Origin of the sequence: Chelativorans xinjiangensis, assembly GCF_009812055.1 — a bacterium.
GTDB classification, from domain to species: domain Bacteria; phylum Pseudomonadota; class Alphaproteobacteria; order Rhizobiales; family Rhizobiaceae; genus Chelativorans; species Chelativorans xinjiangense.
This window is the reverse complement of record NZ_WQNH01000004.1, coordinates 140,404-154,435: the sequence shown is the minus strand read 5'-3', so window position 1 is coordinate 154,435 and position 14,032 is coordinate 140,404. Positions and strand designations below refer to the sequence as shown.

Sequence of the window (14,032 nt, the reverse complement as noted above, 5' to 3'; positions counted from 1 at the left end):
GCAAGGGGGAAGGAAAGGCTACGCCGCGGCCAGCGCAAGCGCCTGCAGGCGGGCGTTTTCGCGCAGGACGTCGAGGTGGATGCGCTTCAGGAGGGTGGCGAGGGCGGTGCGGTCGGATTGCGTTCCCGCCGTCGACGTTTCCAGCGCCTTCAGCATGTGCCAGGAGACCTCCTGCGGGCCTGCCGTGCGCTTGCCGCACGCCACCTCGCGCCAGATCTGCAGCGCCGTGAGGATCGGCGCGTGGGCGGCCGGCTTCAGGCCGGCGCCGGAAAGGAGGGCGGTAAGCGCGGTGCTGCGGGCGCGAGACAGGAGCGCCTGCACGCGGGGGCTGCCCTGGCCCGCCAGCGCGACCAGTGCCGCGCCGAAGAAATCCACCTTGCCGTGCGCCACCGTGCGCACCAGGAAGCCCGAGGTGAGGTCGCCGCGCAGGCGCAGATGCTCAACCAGGGCGGCGTGTTCGCGGGGTTCGGTGCGGTCGATGAGGGTGATCGAGGCGCGGATACAGGCTTCGCGTGCCAGCTTTTCGGCGCGCGCGGCGCCCATCAGCGCCTGCACGAGGGGGGCGGCCGAGAGCGCCTCGCCTACCCGCACGACAAGCATATGCCGGCAATCCGGCGGCAGGCGCCGGTCGGCGGCAAGGGCGGCGCGCAGCACCGCGCTGCCGCCGTGGCGCTCGATCATGCGGCGGAAGCTGACGGCGGCGATCTCCGCGCCGTCGTTCTCCACCAGCGCCGTGCAGGCCTCGACCGTGCCGACCTCGGCGAGTGCGGCCGATAGCGCCATGGGGACCCGCGGCCGGCAGGCCAGCAGACACTGAATTTCCGCTTCGCCCGTCGCCGCGCGGTCGACAAGATCGCTGTCGGAAAGAAGCGGCGAGCGCACGAGGATGGGAGCGGCGACCTCGGGCTGGTCGTCGGCAAGTGCGGCGACCACCTGGGCGGGCGCGTGGCGGCTCAGCGAAAGCGTTTCGGACAGCGCCAGCCGCACCTTGGCCGACGGATCGTCCAGAAGCAGTGTCAACGCGGCCTCGGCCGCCATACGGTTGTCGAAGGAAAGGTCGTTCCGGATATAGGCGCGCGCCAGCGCGGCCGCCGCCTCCGCCCGCTCGGCGACCTTCGCCGTCTCGACCCATTTCAGGAAATGCCGGATTGTATTCAACTGCCTGCCCCCGCCTGGAGATCAGGCTAGCGGCAATTCGTATAGGAATCGTTTACCATAATGCGCGCCTTGCGGGCCGGTTCGCCGGCGCCTATCAAAAGCGTGTCGGAAGCCGGGAGAAGCAGAGATGGCGGGACTTTATCTGGAGGATTTCACGCCCGGGCACGTCTTCAGGCATACGCTGCGCAAGACGGTCACGGAGAGCGACAACGTGCTCTTCTCCGTCATGACGCTGAACCCGCAGCCGCTGCACATCGACTTCGACTTCGCGGAGAAGACCGAATGGGGGAAACCGCTCGTCAATTCGCTCTTCACGCTCGGGCTGATGATCGGCATTTCCGTGCACGACACCACGCTCGGCACGACCATCGCCAATCTGGGGATGACGGAGACCACCTTCCCGCACCCCCTCTTCCACGGCGATACCGTGCGCGTGGAGACGGAGGTGAAAAGCGTGCGCGCATCGAAATCGAAGCCGGACCGCGGCATCGTGGAATTCGAGCACCGCGCCTATAACCAGAACGACGTGCTGGTGGCCCGCTCTCTGCGCCAGGCGATGATCGTCAAGAGGCCGACGGAGGGCAGGTCCTGATGCGCTCGCTGCTGTTCGTTCCGGGCGATTCGGAGAGGAAGCTGGAAAAGGCGCTCTCGGTGGGCGCGGACGTGCTTATCCTCGATCTGGAGGATTCGGTGGCGCCGGGGCGCAAGGAGGCGGCGCGGCGGATCACGGCCGATTTCCTGGCAGAGAACGGGGACGCCCCTGCCCTCCTCTATGTGCGCGTGAATGCCCTGTCGACGGGGCTCGCGGACGACGATCTGGCCGCCGTCATGCCCGTGCGGCCGGCCGGCATCATGCTGCCCAAGGCGGAGGGCGGGCAGGATGTGACGCGGCTTGCGGTGAAACTGCGCGTCCACGAGGCGGAAAACGGCATCGAGGACGGAGCGACCGCCATCCTGCCCCTCGTCACGGAAACGGCCAGGGCCGTCTTCGCGGCCGGCACCTATGCCGGCGCCAGCGCGCGCCTTTGCGGCCTCACCTGGGGGGCGGAGGATCTTTCGGCCGAGGTCGGTGCGCGCACGGCACGCGACGATGAGGGGCGCTTCACCGGCGTCTTCGCGCTCGCCCGCGCCATGGCGCTGCTCGGTGCGAGTGCGGCGGGCGTGCCCGCGGTCGACACGGTTTTCCCGAATTTCCGCGACGAGGCGGGGTTTACCCGGGAGTGCCTTGAGGCAGAGCGCGACGGGTTTACCGCCAAGATGGCGATCCACCCGGCGCAGGTGCCGATCATCAACGATGCTTTCACGCCGTCCGAGGAAGCGGTTGCGCACGCGCGCCGCATCGTCGCCGCCTTGGAGGAGGCCGGCGAGGCGGGCGTCGTGAGCATCGACGGCGAGATGGTCGACCGGCCGCATCTCATCCGCGCCGAGCGCATCCTGAAACGGGCGCGGCTGGCCGGGCGTGGCTAACGACTGAAGGTGGTACGGCCCTACCCGTCTTGTCATCTCCTTATCGTGCGACTTCTGCTATCCTGCCGCCTCGCGCCGGCAAGATGCAGGAGGGCGATATGAACCTGAAACGGCTGAGCATCGGCACCTTCAATCTCTACAACCTCAACGAACCGGGCCTGCCCATCTACACGGACGCCGATGGCTGGTCTGACGAGCAGTACGAGCGCAAGATCGACTGGACGCAGCGCGCGCTCCGCCAGTTGCGGCCGGATGTCTTCGGATTCCAGGAGCTTTGGCATGCGGCTTCGGTCACCCGGGCGCTGGAGGCCTCGGGGCTGACTGACGACTACGACCTCTTGGCGCCCGAAAACGCCAACGGCACCCGCATCGTCTGCGCGGCGATCGTCCGCAAGGGGCTTCTGACGGGGGAAGCGGAGTGGATCGAGGCATTCCCGGAAAAGCTCGTCCTGAGAAGTACCGGCGACGACCCGCAGACGCCGGCGATCGGCGTCAACATCGGCAGCTTCTCGCGGCCGGTCCTGCACTTCCACATCAGCCCGCGCGAGGACCACGAGCCCGTGCATGTCTATGTCTGCCACCTGAAATCGAAGGCGCCGACGAAAGTGTTCCGCGAGGACTGGTTCAACGCCGATCAGGAAACCTACAAGAAGCACCAGATAAACCTGGGGGCAGCCATCTCCACCATCCGGCGCACGGCGGAAGCCGCGGCCCTGCGCTTCATGCTGACGGAGAGAATGAAGGGCACGCGCACGCCGGTGATCGTTCTGGGCGACATCAACGACGGGCAGCAGAGCAACACGGCGAACATCCTGACCGAGCAGCCGCGCTATCTCGTCGGCGATTCCATGGGCGGCGGCGACGTGAGCCTCTACACCGCGCAGACGCTGCAGGAATACCGCAGCACGCGCGACGTCTATTACACCCACATCCACCAGGACATGATGGAGTCGCTCGACCATATCCTCGTCAGCGAGGAATTTTACGACAACAGCAGGCGGCGCCTGTGGATGTTCGACGGGATGACGGTCAACAACGACCATCTTCACTTCGACGACCACAAGGAGAGCGGCACCAACGACCACGGCGTCGTCTGTGCCACGTTCAAGCACAGGCCGATCAAGACCGAGGCGCGGGAGATCGCGGAGGATGTGGGCTGAGGGTGTCGAGAGGCGTGGGTGGATTCACCCGTCGTCATACCGGCCGAACCCCCGGGTCTCGCCTTCGGCGAGCCCGAGGACAGGCTCCGTGAGGGCCGGGATCCATTCCGTGACATCGACGTTCCGGAATGGGTCCCGGACAGCCTCCGCTTCGCTGCGGCTTCCGGGATGACGCGCGTCGGGTGGTCCGGCTTCAACTCATCCCGCACCAAGCCCTGGAAAATCGCAAGTGAGGAGTAAATCCGCCTACGACTCACGGTCCTTCCAGCGCGGGCGGCGCATGGCGAAGGTTTCGGTCACTGCCGCGTAGTCCATGTAGCCGAGGCGGGCGAGGTTCTGGGCCTTGGTGACGTCGAAGAGGCCGTCGGTGAGCATGGCGTCGTCGATGTGAACGCCCACCACTTCGCCGGTGACCACGAACACGCCGGCGTGGTTTCCCTGAAGATCGCGCGGCTCCAGCACCTCCGTCACCTTGCATTCGAGAACGGCAGGGGCCTCGGCGACGCGCGGACAGGATATAAACCGGCAGGGGGCGGGTGTGAGCCCGGCGAGCGCGAATTCATCGATGCCGGGCGGCGCGTCGATGGCGGTCTCGTTCATCTTCCCGGCCAGAGCGAGGCTCACCAGGTTGACGGCGAACTCGCCCGTCTGGCGGGCGATCGAGGCGCTGTCCTTCTCGCCCTCGGAGGAGAACCAGACGAGGTGCGGGTTCGAGGAGAAGGCGTTGAAGAAGGAATAGGGCGCCAGGTTCAGCCCGCCATCCGGCCGGCGGGTGGAAATCCAGCCGATGGGCCTGGGCGCGACGATGGCCTTGAAGGGATCGTGCGGCAGGCCGTGGCCGTTGCGCGGCTCGTAGAACATGGTCTTCAGCCTTCAAAGGGACCGGCATAGTCGCCGACGAGCCCGGTGACATCGGGGCGCGGCCGGTCCGGCGTGCCGCCGGGATGGCGGCCGATATGGACGAAGCCCACAACGCGCTCATGGGGGCTGAGGCCGAGGATGCGGCGGCCGTCCTCGACGTTGGAATACCAGTTGGTGATCATGTTGGCGTGATAGCCGAGCGCGCCGGCCGCATGGATGAGGTTCATGGCCGCCATGCCGCCGGACAGGAACATCTCCCACTCGGGGATCTTGGGGCTCTCCCTGGGGCTGGAGATGACGCCGATCACCAGCGGCGCGCGGGAAAAGCGCGTCAGCTCCTGCGTGCGCCGTGCCTCGTTCAGCGGTCCTTCGCGCGCCTCCGCCAGGTTTGCCAGCATCTGCCCTACCCTTTCGCGCGCCTCGCCGCGATAGAGGATGAAGCGCCAGGGCGTGAGCATCCCGTGGTCGGGAACCCGCGTGGCGACCTTGAGCATTGTCTCCACCTCGCCGTCGGAGGGCGCCGGGCCGGCAAGCTCGTGAATGGGCGGGGAACGGCGGGCGAGCATGAAGTCGATGACCTGCTGGTTCAAAAGTGAGGCTCCTTTTTGGGTGGGGACGCGGCGGAAGCAGCGGGCACATTGGCACCGGAGCCTTGAAATTGCCACCGCGTTGGGCTTCAAAGCAAGTCATGAGGGTTTTTGCCGGGCGATTCATCACAATTGTTGCAGCAGCTTTTGCCGGGTCGGCGGCCGACGCCGTCGCCCAGGACGACGCATTTCCCGTGGAGGATATGCGCGTGCCGGGCCTGAGCGAATACGCGGCGCCGCAAAGAACAGGGCCGCTGGCGCTGGCCGAGACCGGAGAAGTGACCGTTTCGGCGCAATTGACGGAGGGGACCGAAGACATTCCGCGCGGCCTCGTCTGGCGCGTGTTCTCGCCGGAGCCGGGACAGGACGGCACGCTGCCGCTGGTGGCGACCGCCCAGGGAGGGACGAGCACCTTCATGCTGCCGCCCGGCGGCTATCTCGTACACGCCGCCTACGGCCGCGCCGGCGCGACGAAGCGCATCACCGTCGGCGACGCGCCGAAAAGCGAGCGTCTGGTGCTCGACGCGGGCGGGTTGAAGCTCGACGCGGTGCTTTCCGGCGGGGTGCGCATTCCGCCCAAGAAGCTGCGCTTCTCCGTCTATGAGCACGAGCCGAACGCGACGGGCGAGCGCTCGCTCATCGTGCCCAATGTGCAGCCGAACGCCGTGGTGCGGCTCAACGCCGGCACCTATCACATCGTCTCCAACTACGGCGCCATCAATGCGGTCATCCGTGCCGACATCCGCGTGGAGGCAGGCGAACTGACGGAGGCGACGGTGGAGCACCGCGCCGCGCAGCTTACCATGAAGCTGGTGCGCGAGCCGGGCGGCGAGGCGATCGCCGACACGGCGTGGTCCATCCTCTCGGAGACCGGCGAAATCGTCGCCGAGACCGTCGGCGCCTTCGCCTCCATGGTGCTGGCGGAGGGCGAATATACGATCGTGGCGAAAAACCGCGACCGCATCTACCAGCGCGATTTCACCGTGACGCCCGGCCGCAACCAGGACGTCGAGCTTTTGCCCGACGACCTGGTGGAGCAGGTGAGCAAAGTTACGGAATAGGCCGCCACGCTAGATCGGATCATCCATTCCGTGAAACGATGATCCGATCCGACCCTTTTTCTGGAATTGCTCTAGATCGTGATGCCTCTTCGTGGAATCGGCATCACGATCTATCTCTTTGTTTTAGCATGATCTTATCCGAAAACCGGTACCCACTTTTCGGGATCATGCTCTAATCGCGCAGCGGCCATCGGTTCAGCTCTTCGCGCGACGGATATCCGGCGGCGTCGCCTCCTCGGCGAGGCTGGCGACGGCCTCGCCCAGCGGCAGCGAGGTCTGGTCGCGGCTGCCCAGCCGGCGGACGTTCACCGTGCCCTCCTCCGCCTCGCGCTTGCCGCAGACGAGGATGACCGGCACCTTGGCGAGCGAGTGTTCGCGCACCTTGTAGTTGATCTTCTCGTTGCGCAGGTCCGTTTCCACGACGAGCCCAACGCCTTTGAGCCGGCGCGCCACCTGCTGGGCATAGTCGTCGGCGTCCGAGGTGATGGTGGCGACGACCACCTGCAGCGGCGCGAACCAGAGCGGGAAATGGCCGGCGAAATTCTCGATGAGGATGCCCAGGAAACGCTCCATCGAGCCGCAGATGGCGCGGTGGATCATCACCGGCTGCTTCTTCTCCGAATCGGAATCAATGTAGAAGGCACCGAAACGCTCCGGCAGGTTGAAGTCGAGCTGCGTGGTGCCGCACTGCCATTCGCGGCCGATGGCATCCTTCAGGTAATAGTCGAACTTCGGGCCGTAGAAGGCGCCGTCGCCGGGATTGATACCCGTCGTGATGCGGTTGTCGGAGCGCTGGATCTTTTCCAGAACGCCGGTCATGATCTCCTCGGCGTGGTCCCACAGCGCGTCGGAGCCAACCCGCTTCTCCGGCCGGGTGGACAGGAAAACCCTGATCTCCTCGAAGCCGAAATCGGCGTAGGCCGAGAGGATCAGGTCGTTGATCTTCAGGCACTCCTCGGCAAGCTGCTCTTCCGTGCAGAAGATGTGCGCGTCGTCCTGGGTGAAGCCGCGCACACGCATCAGCCCGTGCAGCGCGCCGGACGGCTCGTAGCGGTGCACGGTACCGAACTCGGCAAGGCGGATCGGCAGGTCGCGGTAGGACTTGAGGCCGTGCTTGAATATCTGCACGTGGCCCGGGCAGTTCATGGGCTTCAGCGCGAAGACGCGCTTGTCCTCCGCTTCTTCATCGGCGCACTCGACCTTGAACATGTTCTCCTTGTACCAGCCCCAGTGGCCCGAGGTCTGCCAGAGCGAATGGTCGAGCACCTGCGGCGCGTTGACCTCCTCATAGGTGCCATCGAGCCGGCGGCGCATATAGGAGACCAGGTTCTGGAACATGCGCCAGCCCTTCGAATGCCAGAAGACGACGCCCGGTCCCTCCTCCTGGAAGTGGAACAGGTCCATCTCGCGGCCAAGCCGGCGGTGGTCGCGCTTTTCCGCCTCCTCCAGCATGGTGAGATACTGGTCGAGCTGCTCCTGGGTAGCCCAGGCCGTGCCGTAGATACGGGTGAGCATGGCGTTGTCGGAATCGCCGCGCCAATAGGCGCCCGCCACCTTCATCAGCTTGAAGGCATTGCCGATCTGCCCGGTCGAGGCCATGTGCGGGCCGCGGCACAGGTCGAACCATGCTCCTTGAGCGTAGATCTTCAGGTCCTCGCCCTCGGGGATCGCGTCGATGAGCTCGACCTTGTACATCTCCCCCTTGTCGCGGAAGACCTCTTTCGCCTTCTCCCGCGACCAGACCTCCTTGGTGAAAGGTTCGTTGCGGGCGATGATCTCGCGCATCTTCTTCTCGATCGCCGGCAGATCATCCGGCGTGAAGGGCTCGTTGCGGGCGAAATCGTAGTAGAAGCCGTTCTCGATCACCGGGCCGATGGTGACCTGCGTGCCGGGATAGAGTTCCTGCACGGCCTCGGCCATCACATGGGCGGCGTCGTGGCGGATAAGCTCCAGCGCGCGCGGGTCGTCGCGGGTGACGATCTCGATCCGCCCGCCCTGCCCCACCGGGTCGGCCAGATCGCGCAACGCGCCATCGAGCGCGTAGGCGACCGCCTTCTTGGCCAGCGATCTGGAGATCGATTCGGCAAGCTCGGCGCCGGTGATAGCGGCGTCGTATTCTCGTGATGAACCATCGGGAAAAACAAGGGGAATGGCGTGAGCCATGTTCATGTCCTTTCTATCCAGTCCCGCATACGAGCGCGGGTGGTGTGGTCTATGGTCGGCGATGGCAAGCAAGCATGCTCGGCATGCCGCAGGCACGCGCGCTACATAATGGCAGAGCCGGCGCACGTAAAGGCTACGCTGCGCCGGCTCCCGATGCTTTGGAATTCAGGGTGGAAACCCGAAGGGCCTAGCTGTTGTCCTCGGTCGGTGCGTTCGGCCCGTTTTTCTTGATCGAGTCGATCGCGTTCTGCGCGCTCGCCTTGGAGGTGTATCCTTCCGTCGCGAAAATCACCTCGCTGTTGTATTTGAAGCGCACGCGAAATTCGCCGGCCTTGTCCTTATAAATTTCGAACTTATGAGCCATCTCGGTCAATCCCTCTCCTAAGCTGCTGAACTCAACGAGTCGTAACTTGCCAGCAGCAGGCGGGCGGAACAAGAAGAAGATGGTCGTTTAACCGGGTATCGAGCGTCAATCGCTCCGCGGCCTTGCCGACACGCGCCAGAAGCGCCACGGCGTGTACCAGCGCAAATCCGCTTCCAGCGCCTCGGGCACAGGATCGATCCCGTGGGTGCCGCCTGGCCCGCAACGCATGAAGCGAAAAAGCCCCATCCAGCCGCCGGACCAAAGCCCGTGGCGGGCGATCGCCTCATAGGCGTATTCCGAGCAGGTGGGAAAATGGCGGCAGGAATTGCCGACGAAACCCGACAGGGTGAGCTGGTAAAAGCGCACGAGAGCCGTGCCGAACACGCGCCCGGGCGTTTTCGGCCAATGGCCTTTCCAGTTGCGGGACAGTCTTGCAGGTGGCGCAGTCAACGCTACGCGGCCTTCTCCGCTCGCTTCTTCTCGATCTGGTCTATGCAGTCGACCACCGCGTCGAAGGTCAGCATGGTGGAGGCGTGGCGGGCCTTGTAGTCGCGCACGGGCTCCAGATATTTGAGGTCGGCGAAGCGGCCGTCGGGCGGCGAGCCGTTCTCCTTCAGCATGCGCCGCATGGTCTCGCGCACGGCCCTCAGCTCCTCGGCGCTGGCGCCGACGACGTTCTGCGCCATGATCGAGGAGGATGCCTGGCCGAGCGCGCAGGCGCGCACCTCATGGGCGAAGTCGCTCACCACGCCGTCGGCCATCTTCAGGTCGACCGTCACCGTGGAGCCGCAGAGCCTCGAATGGGCGGTGGCGCTTGCATCCGGCTCCGCCAAACGGCCGATACGGCCGATATTGCCGGCAAAGCCAAGAATTTTCGCGTTATAGACGTCGTCGATCATGAATTTCCGCCTGAGGGCGCAGACCAGGCATGGCTTGTCGCGCATATGCCTTTCATTCGCGCCCGAACAAACTATATAATGATCGTATCCGGTTGAGGGCAAGAAGGGGTGAAGACGCCTGAAAGGGTGAAGATGCCTGGCCCACCGGTGCCGCGAGCCGCTTTCGGGCGGGACTGTGTACAGTTCCCAGAAAACCCGCGAAGGCTGTGAACCGTTCAACTCGTCCCTGCGCGACAGGGGCTACGGGAGACGCCTCGTCATGGACGCAATTATCAAAAGCTTCCCGCCCCGTCCCGAATCGGACGCCGAGCAGGCCGCGGAGCACTATCTGGACAAGCCGGTCACCGACCGGCCGAGCCGCGAGGAGGCGGAGGCCGCCGTGCGCACGCTTTTGCGCTGGGCGGGCGACGACCCCGAACGCGAGGGGCTGAAGGAGACGCCCGAGCGCGTGGTGAAGGCCTATCAGGAGCTGTTCTCCGGCTATGACCGGTCTCCCGCCGAGGAACTCGGCCGCACCTTCGAGGAGGTTGCCGGCTTCGACGACATGGTGCTCTTGAAGGATATCTCCTTCCACTCCCATTGCGAGCACCACATGGTGCCGATCATCGGCAAGGCCCATGTCGCCTACCTGCCCAAGGGCAAGGTCGTCGGCCTGTCGAAGATCGCCCGCGTGGTCGACATCTACGCCCGCCGCCTGCAGACGCAGGAGGCCATGACGGCGCAGATCGCCGCGGCGATCCAGGATGTGCTCAAGCCGCGCGGCGTGGCCGTGATGATCGAGGCGGAGCACATGTGCATGTCCATGCGCGGCATCCAGAAGCAGGGCTCGACGACACTCACCTCCACCTTTACCGGCGTCTTCAAGGAAAAGCCGGAAGAGCAGGTGCGGTTCGTCACGATGGTCCGCGACAGCCGGAACGGCTGATCCATGCCGGGAATCACTTTTTCACCACCCTCCTCCGACAAAGGTGAACTCGAAGAAGGCGCGGCGTTCACGCCGCGCTTCGATGCCGATGGGCTGATAACGGCCGTCGTCACCGATGCCGGCGACGGCGGGCTGCTCATGGTCGCGCATATGAATGCCGAGGCACTCTCCAAAACGCTTAAGACCGGCATTGCCCACTACTGGTCGCGCTCGCGCCGCACTTTGTGGAAGAAGGGCGAGACGTCGGGCAACGTCCAGTACGTCGAAAGTGTAAGCACCGATTGCGACCAGGACGCCGTGCATCTCATCGTGCGGGTCGCCGGCGACGGTGCAACTTGTCACACGGGACGGCGTTCCTGCTTCTACAGGAATGTGAGTCTCGATCGCGGTCATCCCGTCCTCGTAGCAAAAAGTTGATGCTACTCATCCAACTTGCGGGGTGGCTTCGAATCGCAGCCGTGCTCATATTCATAAATTAGATACGACCCTGCGCCAGAATGGGGCCGGGACGAGGAGATGACGATGCTCGATCGCATACAGCATCGCGCGAAGCAGGAAGGGCTGGAGCCGGCCGCGCCTCCGCCGCTTGCTTCGACGCCCGTGCCGCAGCCCGAGAAGCTGCCGTCGATCGCGCTCGCGCTGGGCGGGGGTGCGGCGCGCGGCTGGGCCCATATCGGCGTCTTGAGGGCGCTGGACGAGGCGGCCATCCCCATCGGCATGATCGCCGGCACCTCCATCGGCGCGCTTGTCGGCGGCTGCTATCTGGCCGGCAAGCTGGACGAGCTGGAGGAGTTCGCCCGTTCCCTGACGCGCCGGCGCATCTTCGGCCTGCTCGACCTCAGTTTCGGCGGCAGCGGCCTGTTCGGCGGCATGAAGCTGACCAGCCGCATGGAAGAGCACCTGAAGGACGTGACCTTCACCGAATTGGCAAACCCCTTCGTGTGCGTGGCCGCGGAAATCCGCACCGGCCACGAGGTGTGGCTGTCCAACGGCTCGCTGATCACCGCCATGCGCGCCTCCTACGCACTGCCCGGCGTGTTCGAGCCGGTGGTCTGCAACGGCCGCGTTCTGGTCGACGGCGCGCTGGTGAACCCGGTGCCGGTGTCCGTATGCCGCGCGTACGAGCAGCCGCTGGTGGTGGCTGTCAACCTGCACTACGACCTTTTCGGCCGCGCCGCGGTCATCAAGCATTCGGCCGACCTGCCGGATATGGAAGACAAGCAGCTGAACGTCAGGAAGACGCCGCTGCTGGTGGACAAGGGGCCGCGCCAGCGCGAGTCGCGCCTGGGGATCACCGGCGTCATGGTCGAGGCGTTCAATATCATCCAGGACCGCATCTCGCGGGCCCGCATGGCCGGCGACCCGCCCGACATGTCGCTGCAGCCGAAGCTCGGCCATATCGGGCTTACCGAGTTCTACCGCGCGGACGAGGCCATCAAGCTGGGATATGACGCAACGAAGGCGCAGCTTCCGGAGCTGCAACGGGTCTTGAGCGTGCTTGCCTAGGCCAGTTCATCGTACGGGAAACCGGTTTTCACTTTTCCTGGAATTGCTCTGAAATCAATCGCTGGCCGCATCGGTGATGCGGAATTGCACGGAGCGCGCGCCGTTCCAGTGATTGGCGGCGAGCGAGCCGGCGACGTGGATCGTGGCGCCGCGGCGCGAAAGCAGGAACTCACCCAGCTCGCTCTCGGCGGCACGGAAGGCGATGGCCTGCAGCCGCGCGCCCGAATGGGTGCGCAGATCGGCGCGCACATGGCCGTGGCCGACAACGCTGGCATCGGCAAGGCGGTGGCGCGGCAGCGCCAGTATCGGCGCGGGATGGCCCGAGCCGTAGGGCCCGGCGGCCTCAAGCGTGTCGAGAAGCGCGAAGGTCGCGCCCTCGGCGGAAAGTGCGGCGTCGATGCGCAGGCTCTCTGCGGCGCGCAGCGCCGTCACGGCCGATCCCGCCTTTTCCTCGAAGAACGCGCGCAAGCGCCCGAGATTCTTGCGCTCGACGGTGATGCCGGCGGCCATGGCGTGCCCGCCGCCTTTCACCAGAAGCCCTTCGGAGACCGCCTCGCGCACCAGCTTGCCCAGATCGAAGCCGGGAATTGAGCGGCCGGAACCGGTGCCCATGCCGTTGCCGTCGAAGGCGATGGCGAAAGTGGGCCGGCGGGCGTGGTCCTTCAGACGCGAGGCGATCAGGCCGACGATACCGGCGTGCCAGCCTTCGCTCGCCGTCACCAGCACGGCCGGCCCGTCGCCGGCCGCCAGCTCCGCGTCGGCCTCGGCGCGCGCCTCGGCCAGCATGGCGACCTCCATCGCCTGGCGCTCCTGATTCAGCCGGTCGAGCGTGGCGGCGATCGTCTCCGCCTCACCCGGGTCCGATGTCGCCAGAAGATTGCTGCCGAGCGCGGCATTGCCGATACGACCGCCGGCATTGATGCGCGGGCCGATGAGAAAGCCGAAATGATAGGGGTTGAGCGGCTCGCCAATGCGCGCGAGGCGGGCGAGCGCCGCAAGCCCCGGCGTCTGCATCTGTCTTGCCGCCGCCAGCCCCTTGACGACGAAGGCGCGGTTGACGCCGATGAGCGGCACCACGTCGCAGATGGTCGCCAGCGCCACGAGATCGAGCAGCATGAGCAGGTCGAACGGCGGCGTGGCGGGCAGCTTCTCCCGCAGGATGCGGCTCGTGCGCACCAGCGTCAGGAAGACGACACCCGCCGCGCACAGATGCCCCTGACCGGAAAGATCGTCCTCGCGGTTGGGATTGACGACGGCTACCGCATCGGGAAGCGCCCCGCCCACCTGGTGGTGATCCAGCACCACGACGTCGGCTCCCGCCTCTTCTGCCGCGGCGATGGCCTCGGCGCTGTTGGTGCCGCAGTCGACGGTGACGATGAGCCTGGCGCGCCCGGCAAGCTCGCGCATGGCGGCCGGGTTGGGGCCGTAGCCTTCGAAGATGCGGTCGGGGATGTAGATCTCGGCTTCAACGCCGTAATGGGCGAGGAAGCGCTTCATCATGGCCGAGGAGGCCGCGCCGTCGACGTCGTAATCGCCGAAGATGGCCACGCGCTCGCGCCGCCTTGCCGCCTCGGCAATGCGCGCTGCAGCCTTGTCCATATCGGTCAGGGACGCCGGATCGGGCAGGAGGTCGCGGATGGAGGGGGCGAGAAAAGACGCCGCCTCGTTAAGGCCCACGCCGCGCCCCGCCAGAACGCGGGCGACGATCTCCGGCATTCCATGGCTTTGCGCCATGCCGAGCGCCAGGTTCTCGCCGCGCGCATCCAGCCGATGCTCCCACGAGACCCCGCGCGCCGACTTCCTGACGTCGAGAAAATACCGCCTTTCGCCGCTCAACCCTTATCTCCCGTCCTTGAAAGGACGATAGAGGGATGGTGGCTG

Annotated in this window: 15 protein-coding genes; 7 read left to right on the top strand and 8 right to left on the bottom strand. The window is 65.8% G+C overall.

What is annotated here, in order from left to right; all coding sequences use genetic code 11:
• Positions 1 to 18: 18 nt before the first annotated feature.
• Positions 19 to 1,158: a DUF2336 domain-containing protein gene (locus GM910_RS04960; protein ID WP_159586405.1), complete on the bottom strand. Its 1,140-nt coding sequence runs from the start codon at positions 1,156 to 1,158 to the stop codon at positions 19 to 21.
• A gap of 127 nt (positions 1,159 to 1,285) precedes the next feature.
• On the opposite strand from GM910_RS04960, the gene GM910_RS04955 reads away from it, so the two are divergent.
• The 3 genes from GM910_RS04955 (at position 1,286) to GM910_RS04945 (ending at position 3,785) form a co-directional block, all read left to right on the top strand.
• The gene (locus GM910_RS04955) at positions 1,286 to 1,750 is read left to right on the top strand and encodes a MaoC family dehydratase (RefSeq protein WP_159586404.1); all 465 of its coding nucleotides are present in this window, start codon (positions 1,286 to 1,288) and stop codon (positions 1,748 to 1,750) included.
• On the top strand, positions 1,750 to 2,625 hold the full coding sequence (locus GM910_RS04950) for an HpcH/HpaI aldolase/citrate lyase family protein (RefSeq protein ID WP_159586403.1): 876 nt from the start codon (positions 1,750 to 1,752) through the stop codon (positions 2,623 to 2,625). The genes GM910_RS04955 and GM910_RS04950 overlap by 1 nt, the downstream gene beginning before the upstream one ends.
• A gap of 98 nt (positions 2,626 to 2,723) precedes the next feature.
• A complete protein-coding gene (locus GM910_RS04945; protein WP_159586402.1) occupies positions 2,724 to 3,785 on the top strand; it encodes an endonuclease/exonuclease/phosphatase family protein in 1,062 nt (353 codons plus the stop codon).
• Positions 3,786 to 4,031: 246 nt separating this feature from the next.
• Here GM910_RS04945 and GM910_RS04940 read toward each other — a convergent pair whose 3' ends face one another.
• Both GM910_RS04940 and GM910_RS04935 read right to left on the bottom strand, forming a co-directional pair.
• Positions 4,032 to 4,646: a flavin reductase family protein gene (locus GM910_RS04940; protein ID WP_159586401.1), complete on the bottom strand. Its 615-nt coding sequence runs from the start codon at positions 4,644 to 4,646 to the stop codon at positions 4,032 to 4,034.
• A gap of 5 nt (positions 4,647 to 4,651) precedes the next feature.
• On the bottom strand, positions 4,652 to 5,212 hold the full coding sequence (locus tag GM910_RS04935) for a nitroreductase family protein (RefSeq protein WP_425482651.1): 561 nt from the start codon (positions 5,210 to 5,212) through the stop codon (positions 4,652 to 4,654).
• Positions 5,213 to 5,334: 122 nt separating this feature from the next.
• Between GM910_RS04935 and GM910_RS04930 the strand changes: the two genes are divergently transcribed.
• Positions 5,335 to 6,294, top strand: coding sequence for a hypothetical protein (locus tag GM910_RS04930; protein WP_159586399.1), 960 nt, complete (start codon positions 5,335 to 5,337; stop codon positions 6,292 to 6,294).
• A gap of 195 nt (positions 6,295 to 6,489) precedes the next feature.
• On the opposite strand, the gene thrS is transcribed toward GM910_RS04930, so the two are convergent.
• The 4 genes from thrS to GM910_RS04910 all read right to left on the bottom strand — a co-directional run bounded on the left by thrS (position 6,490) and on the right by GM910_RS04910 (position 9,720).
• Positions 6,490 to 8,457, bottom strand: coding sequence for a threonine--tRNA ligase (gene thrS / locus GM910_RS04925; RefSeq protein WP_159586470.1), 1,968 nt, complete (start codon positions 8,455 to 8,457; stop codon positions 6,490 to 6,492).
• A gap of 187 nt (positions 8,458 to 8,644) precedes the next feature.
• The gene (locus GM910_RS04920) at positions 8,645 to 8,821 is read right to left on the bottom strand and encodes a YegP family protein (protein ID WP_159586469.1); all 177 of its coding nucleotides are present in this window, start codon (positions 8,819 to 8,821) and stop codon (positions 8,645 to 8,647) included.
• A 105-nt stretch (positions 8,822 to 8,926) separates the two neighbouring features.
• A complete protein-coding gene (gene yidD, locus GM910_RS04915; protein WP_159586398.1) occupies positions 8,927 to 9,271 on the bottom strand; it encodes a membrane protein insertion efficiency factor YidD in 345 nt (114 codons plus the stop codon).
• Positions 9,272 to 9,273: 2 nt separating this feature from the next.
• Positions 9,274 to 9,720 (bottom strand): iron-sulfur cluster assembly scaffold protein, encoded by a 447-nt coding sequence (locus tag GM910_RS04910; RefSeq protein ID WP_159586468.1) that lies wholly within the window; start codon positions 9,718 to 9,720, stop codon positions 9,274 to 9,276.
• A gap of 259 nt (positions 9,721 to 9,979) precedes the next feature.
• Here GM910_RS04910 and folE point away from each other — a divergent pair, with 259 nt between their 5' ends.
• The 3 genes from folE to GM910_RS04895 all read left to right on the top strand — a co-directional run bounded on the left by folE (position 9,980) and on the right by GM910_RS04895 (position 12,151).
• A complete protein-coding gene (gene folE, locus GM910_RS04905; protein ID WP_159586397.1) occupies positions 9,980 to 10,645 on the top strand; it encodes a GTP cyclohydrolase I FolE in 666 nt (221 codons plus the stop codon).
• A 3-nt stretch (positions 10,646 to 10,648) separates the two neighbouring features.
• On the top strand, positions 10,649 to 11,062 hold the full coding sequence (gene hisI / locus GM910_RS04900) for a phosphoribosyl-AMP cyclohydrolase (RefSeq protein WP_159586396.1): 414 nt from the start codon (positions 10,649 to 10,651) through the stop codon (positions 11,060 to 11,062).
• A 105-nt stretch (positions 11,063 to 11,167) separates the two neighbouring features.
• The gene (locus GM910_RS04895) at positions 11,168 to 12,151 is read left to right on the top strand and encodes a patatin-like phospholipase family protein (RefSeq protein ID WP_159586395.1); all 984 of its coding nucleotides are present in this window, start codon (positions 11,168 to 11,170) and stop codon (positions 12,149 to 12,151) included.
• 54 nt (positions 12,152 to 12,205) lie between these two features.
• Here the strand turns inward: GM910_RS04895 and recJ are convergent, their stop codons facing one another.
• Positions 12,206 to 13,987, bottom strand: a complete 1,782-nt coding sequence (recJ, locus tag GM910_RS04890; RefSeq protein ID WP_159586394.1) for a single-stranded-DNA-specific exonuclease RecJ — start codon at positions 13,985 to 13,987, stop codon at positions 12,206 to 12,208.
• Between the last annotated feature and the right edge of the window lie 45 nt (positions 13,988 to 14,032).

What these genes read in the sequence shown, in the direction of transcription:
- hisI (WP_159586396.1), top strand. Translation starts at nt 10,649, where the DNA reads ATGCCGGGAATCACTTTTTCACCACCCTCCTCCGACAAAGGTGAACTC.
- GM910_RS04895 (WP_159586395.1), top strand. Translation starts at nt 11,168, where the DNA reads ATGCTCGATCGCATACAGCATCGCGCGAAGCAGGAAGGGCTGGAGCCG.
- GM910_RS04945 (WP_159586402.1), top strand. Translation starts at nt 2,724, where the DNA reads ATGAACCTGAAACGGCTGAGCATCGGCACCTTCAATCTCTACAACCTC.
- GM910_RS04950 (WP_159586403.1), top strand. Translation starts at nt 1,750, where the DNA reads ATGCGCTCGCTGCTGTTCGTTCCGGGCGATTCGGAGAGGAAGCTGGAA.
- GM910_RS04940 (WP_159586401.1), bottom strand. Translation starts at nt 4,646, where the DNA reads ATGTTCTACGAGCCGCGCAACGGCCACGGCCTGCCGCACGATCCCTTC.
- GM910_RS04930 (WP_159586399.1), top strand. Translation starts at nt 5,335, where the DNA reads ATGAGGGTTTTTGCCGGGCGATTCATCACAATTGTTGCAGCAGCTTTT.
- GM910_RS04955 (WP_159586404.1), top strand. Translation starts at nt 1,286, where the DNA reads ATGGCGGGACTTTATCTGGAGGATTTCACGCCCGGGCACGTCTTCAGG.
- folE (WP_159586397.1), top strand. Translation starts at nt 9,980, where the DNA reads ATGGACGCAATTATCAAAAGCTTCCCGCCCCGTCCCGAATCGGACGCC.
- GM910_RS04910 (WP_159586468.1), bottom strand. Translation starts at nt 9,720, where the DNA reads ATGATCGACGACGTCTATAACGCGAAAATTCTTGGCTTTGCCGGCAAT.
- GM910_RS04935 (WP_425482651.1), bottom strand. Translation starts at nt 5,212, where the DNA reads ATGCTCGCCCGCCGTTCCCCGCCCATTCACGAGCTTGCCGGCCCGGCG.
- GM910_RS04920 (WP_159586469.1), bottom strand. Translation starts at nt 8,821, where the DNA reads ATGGCTCATAAGTTCGAAATTTATAAGGACAAGGCCGGCGAATTTCGC.
- thrS (WP_159586470.1), bottom strand. Translation starts at nt 8,457, where the DNA reads ATGGCTCACGCCATTCCCCTTGTTTTTCCCGATGGTTCATCACGAGAA.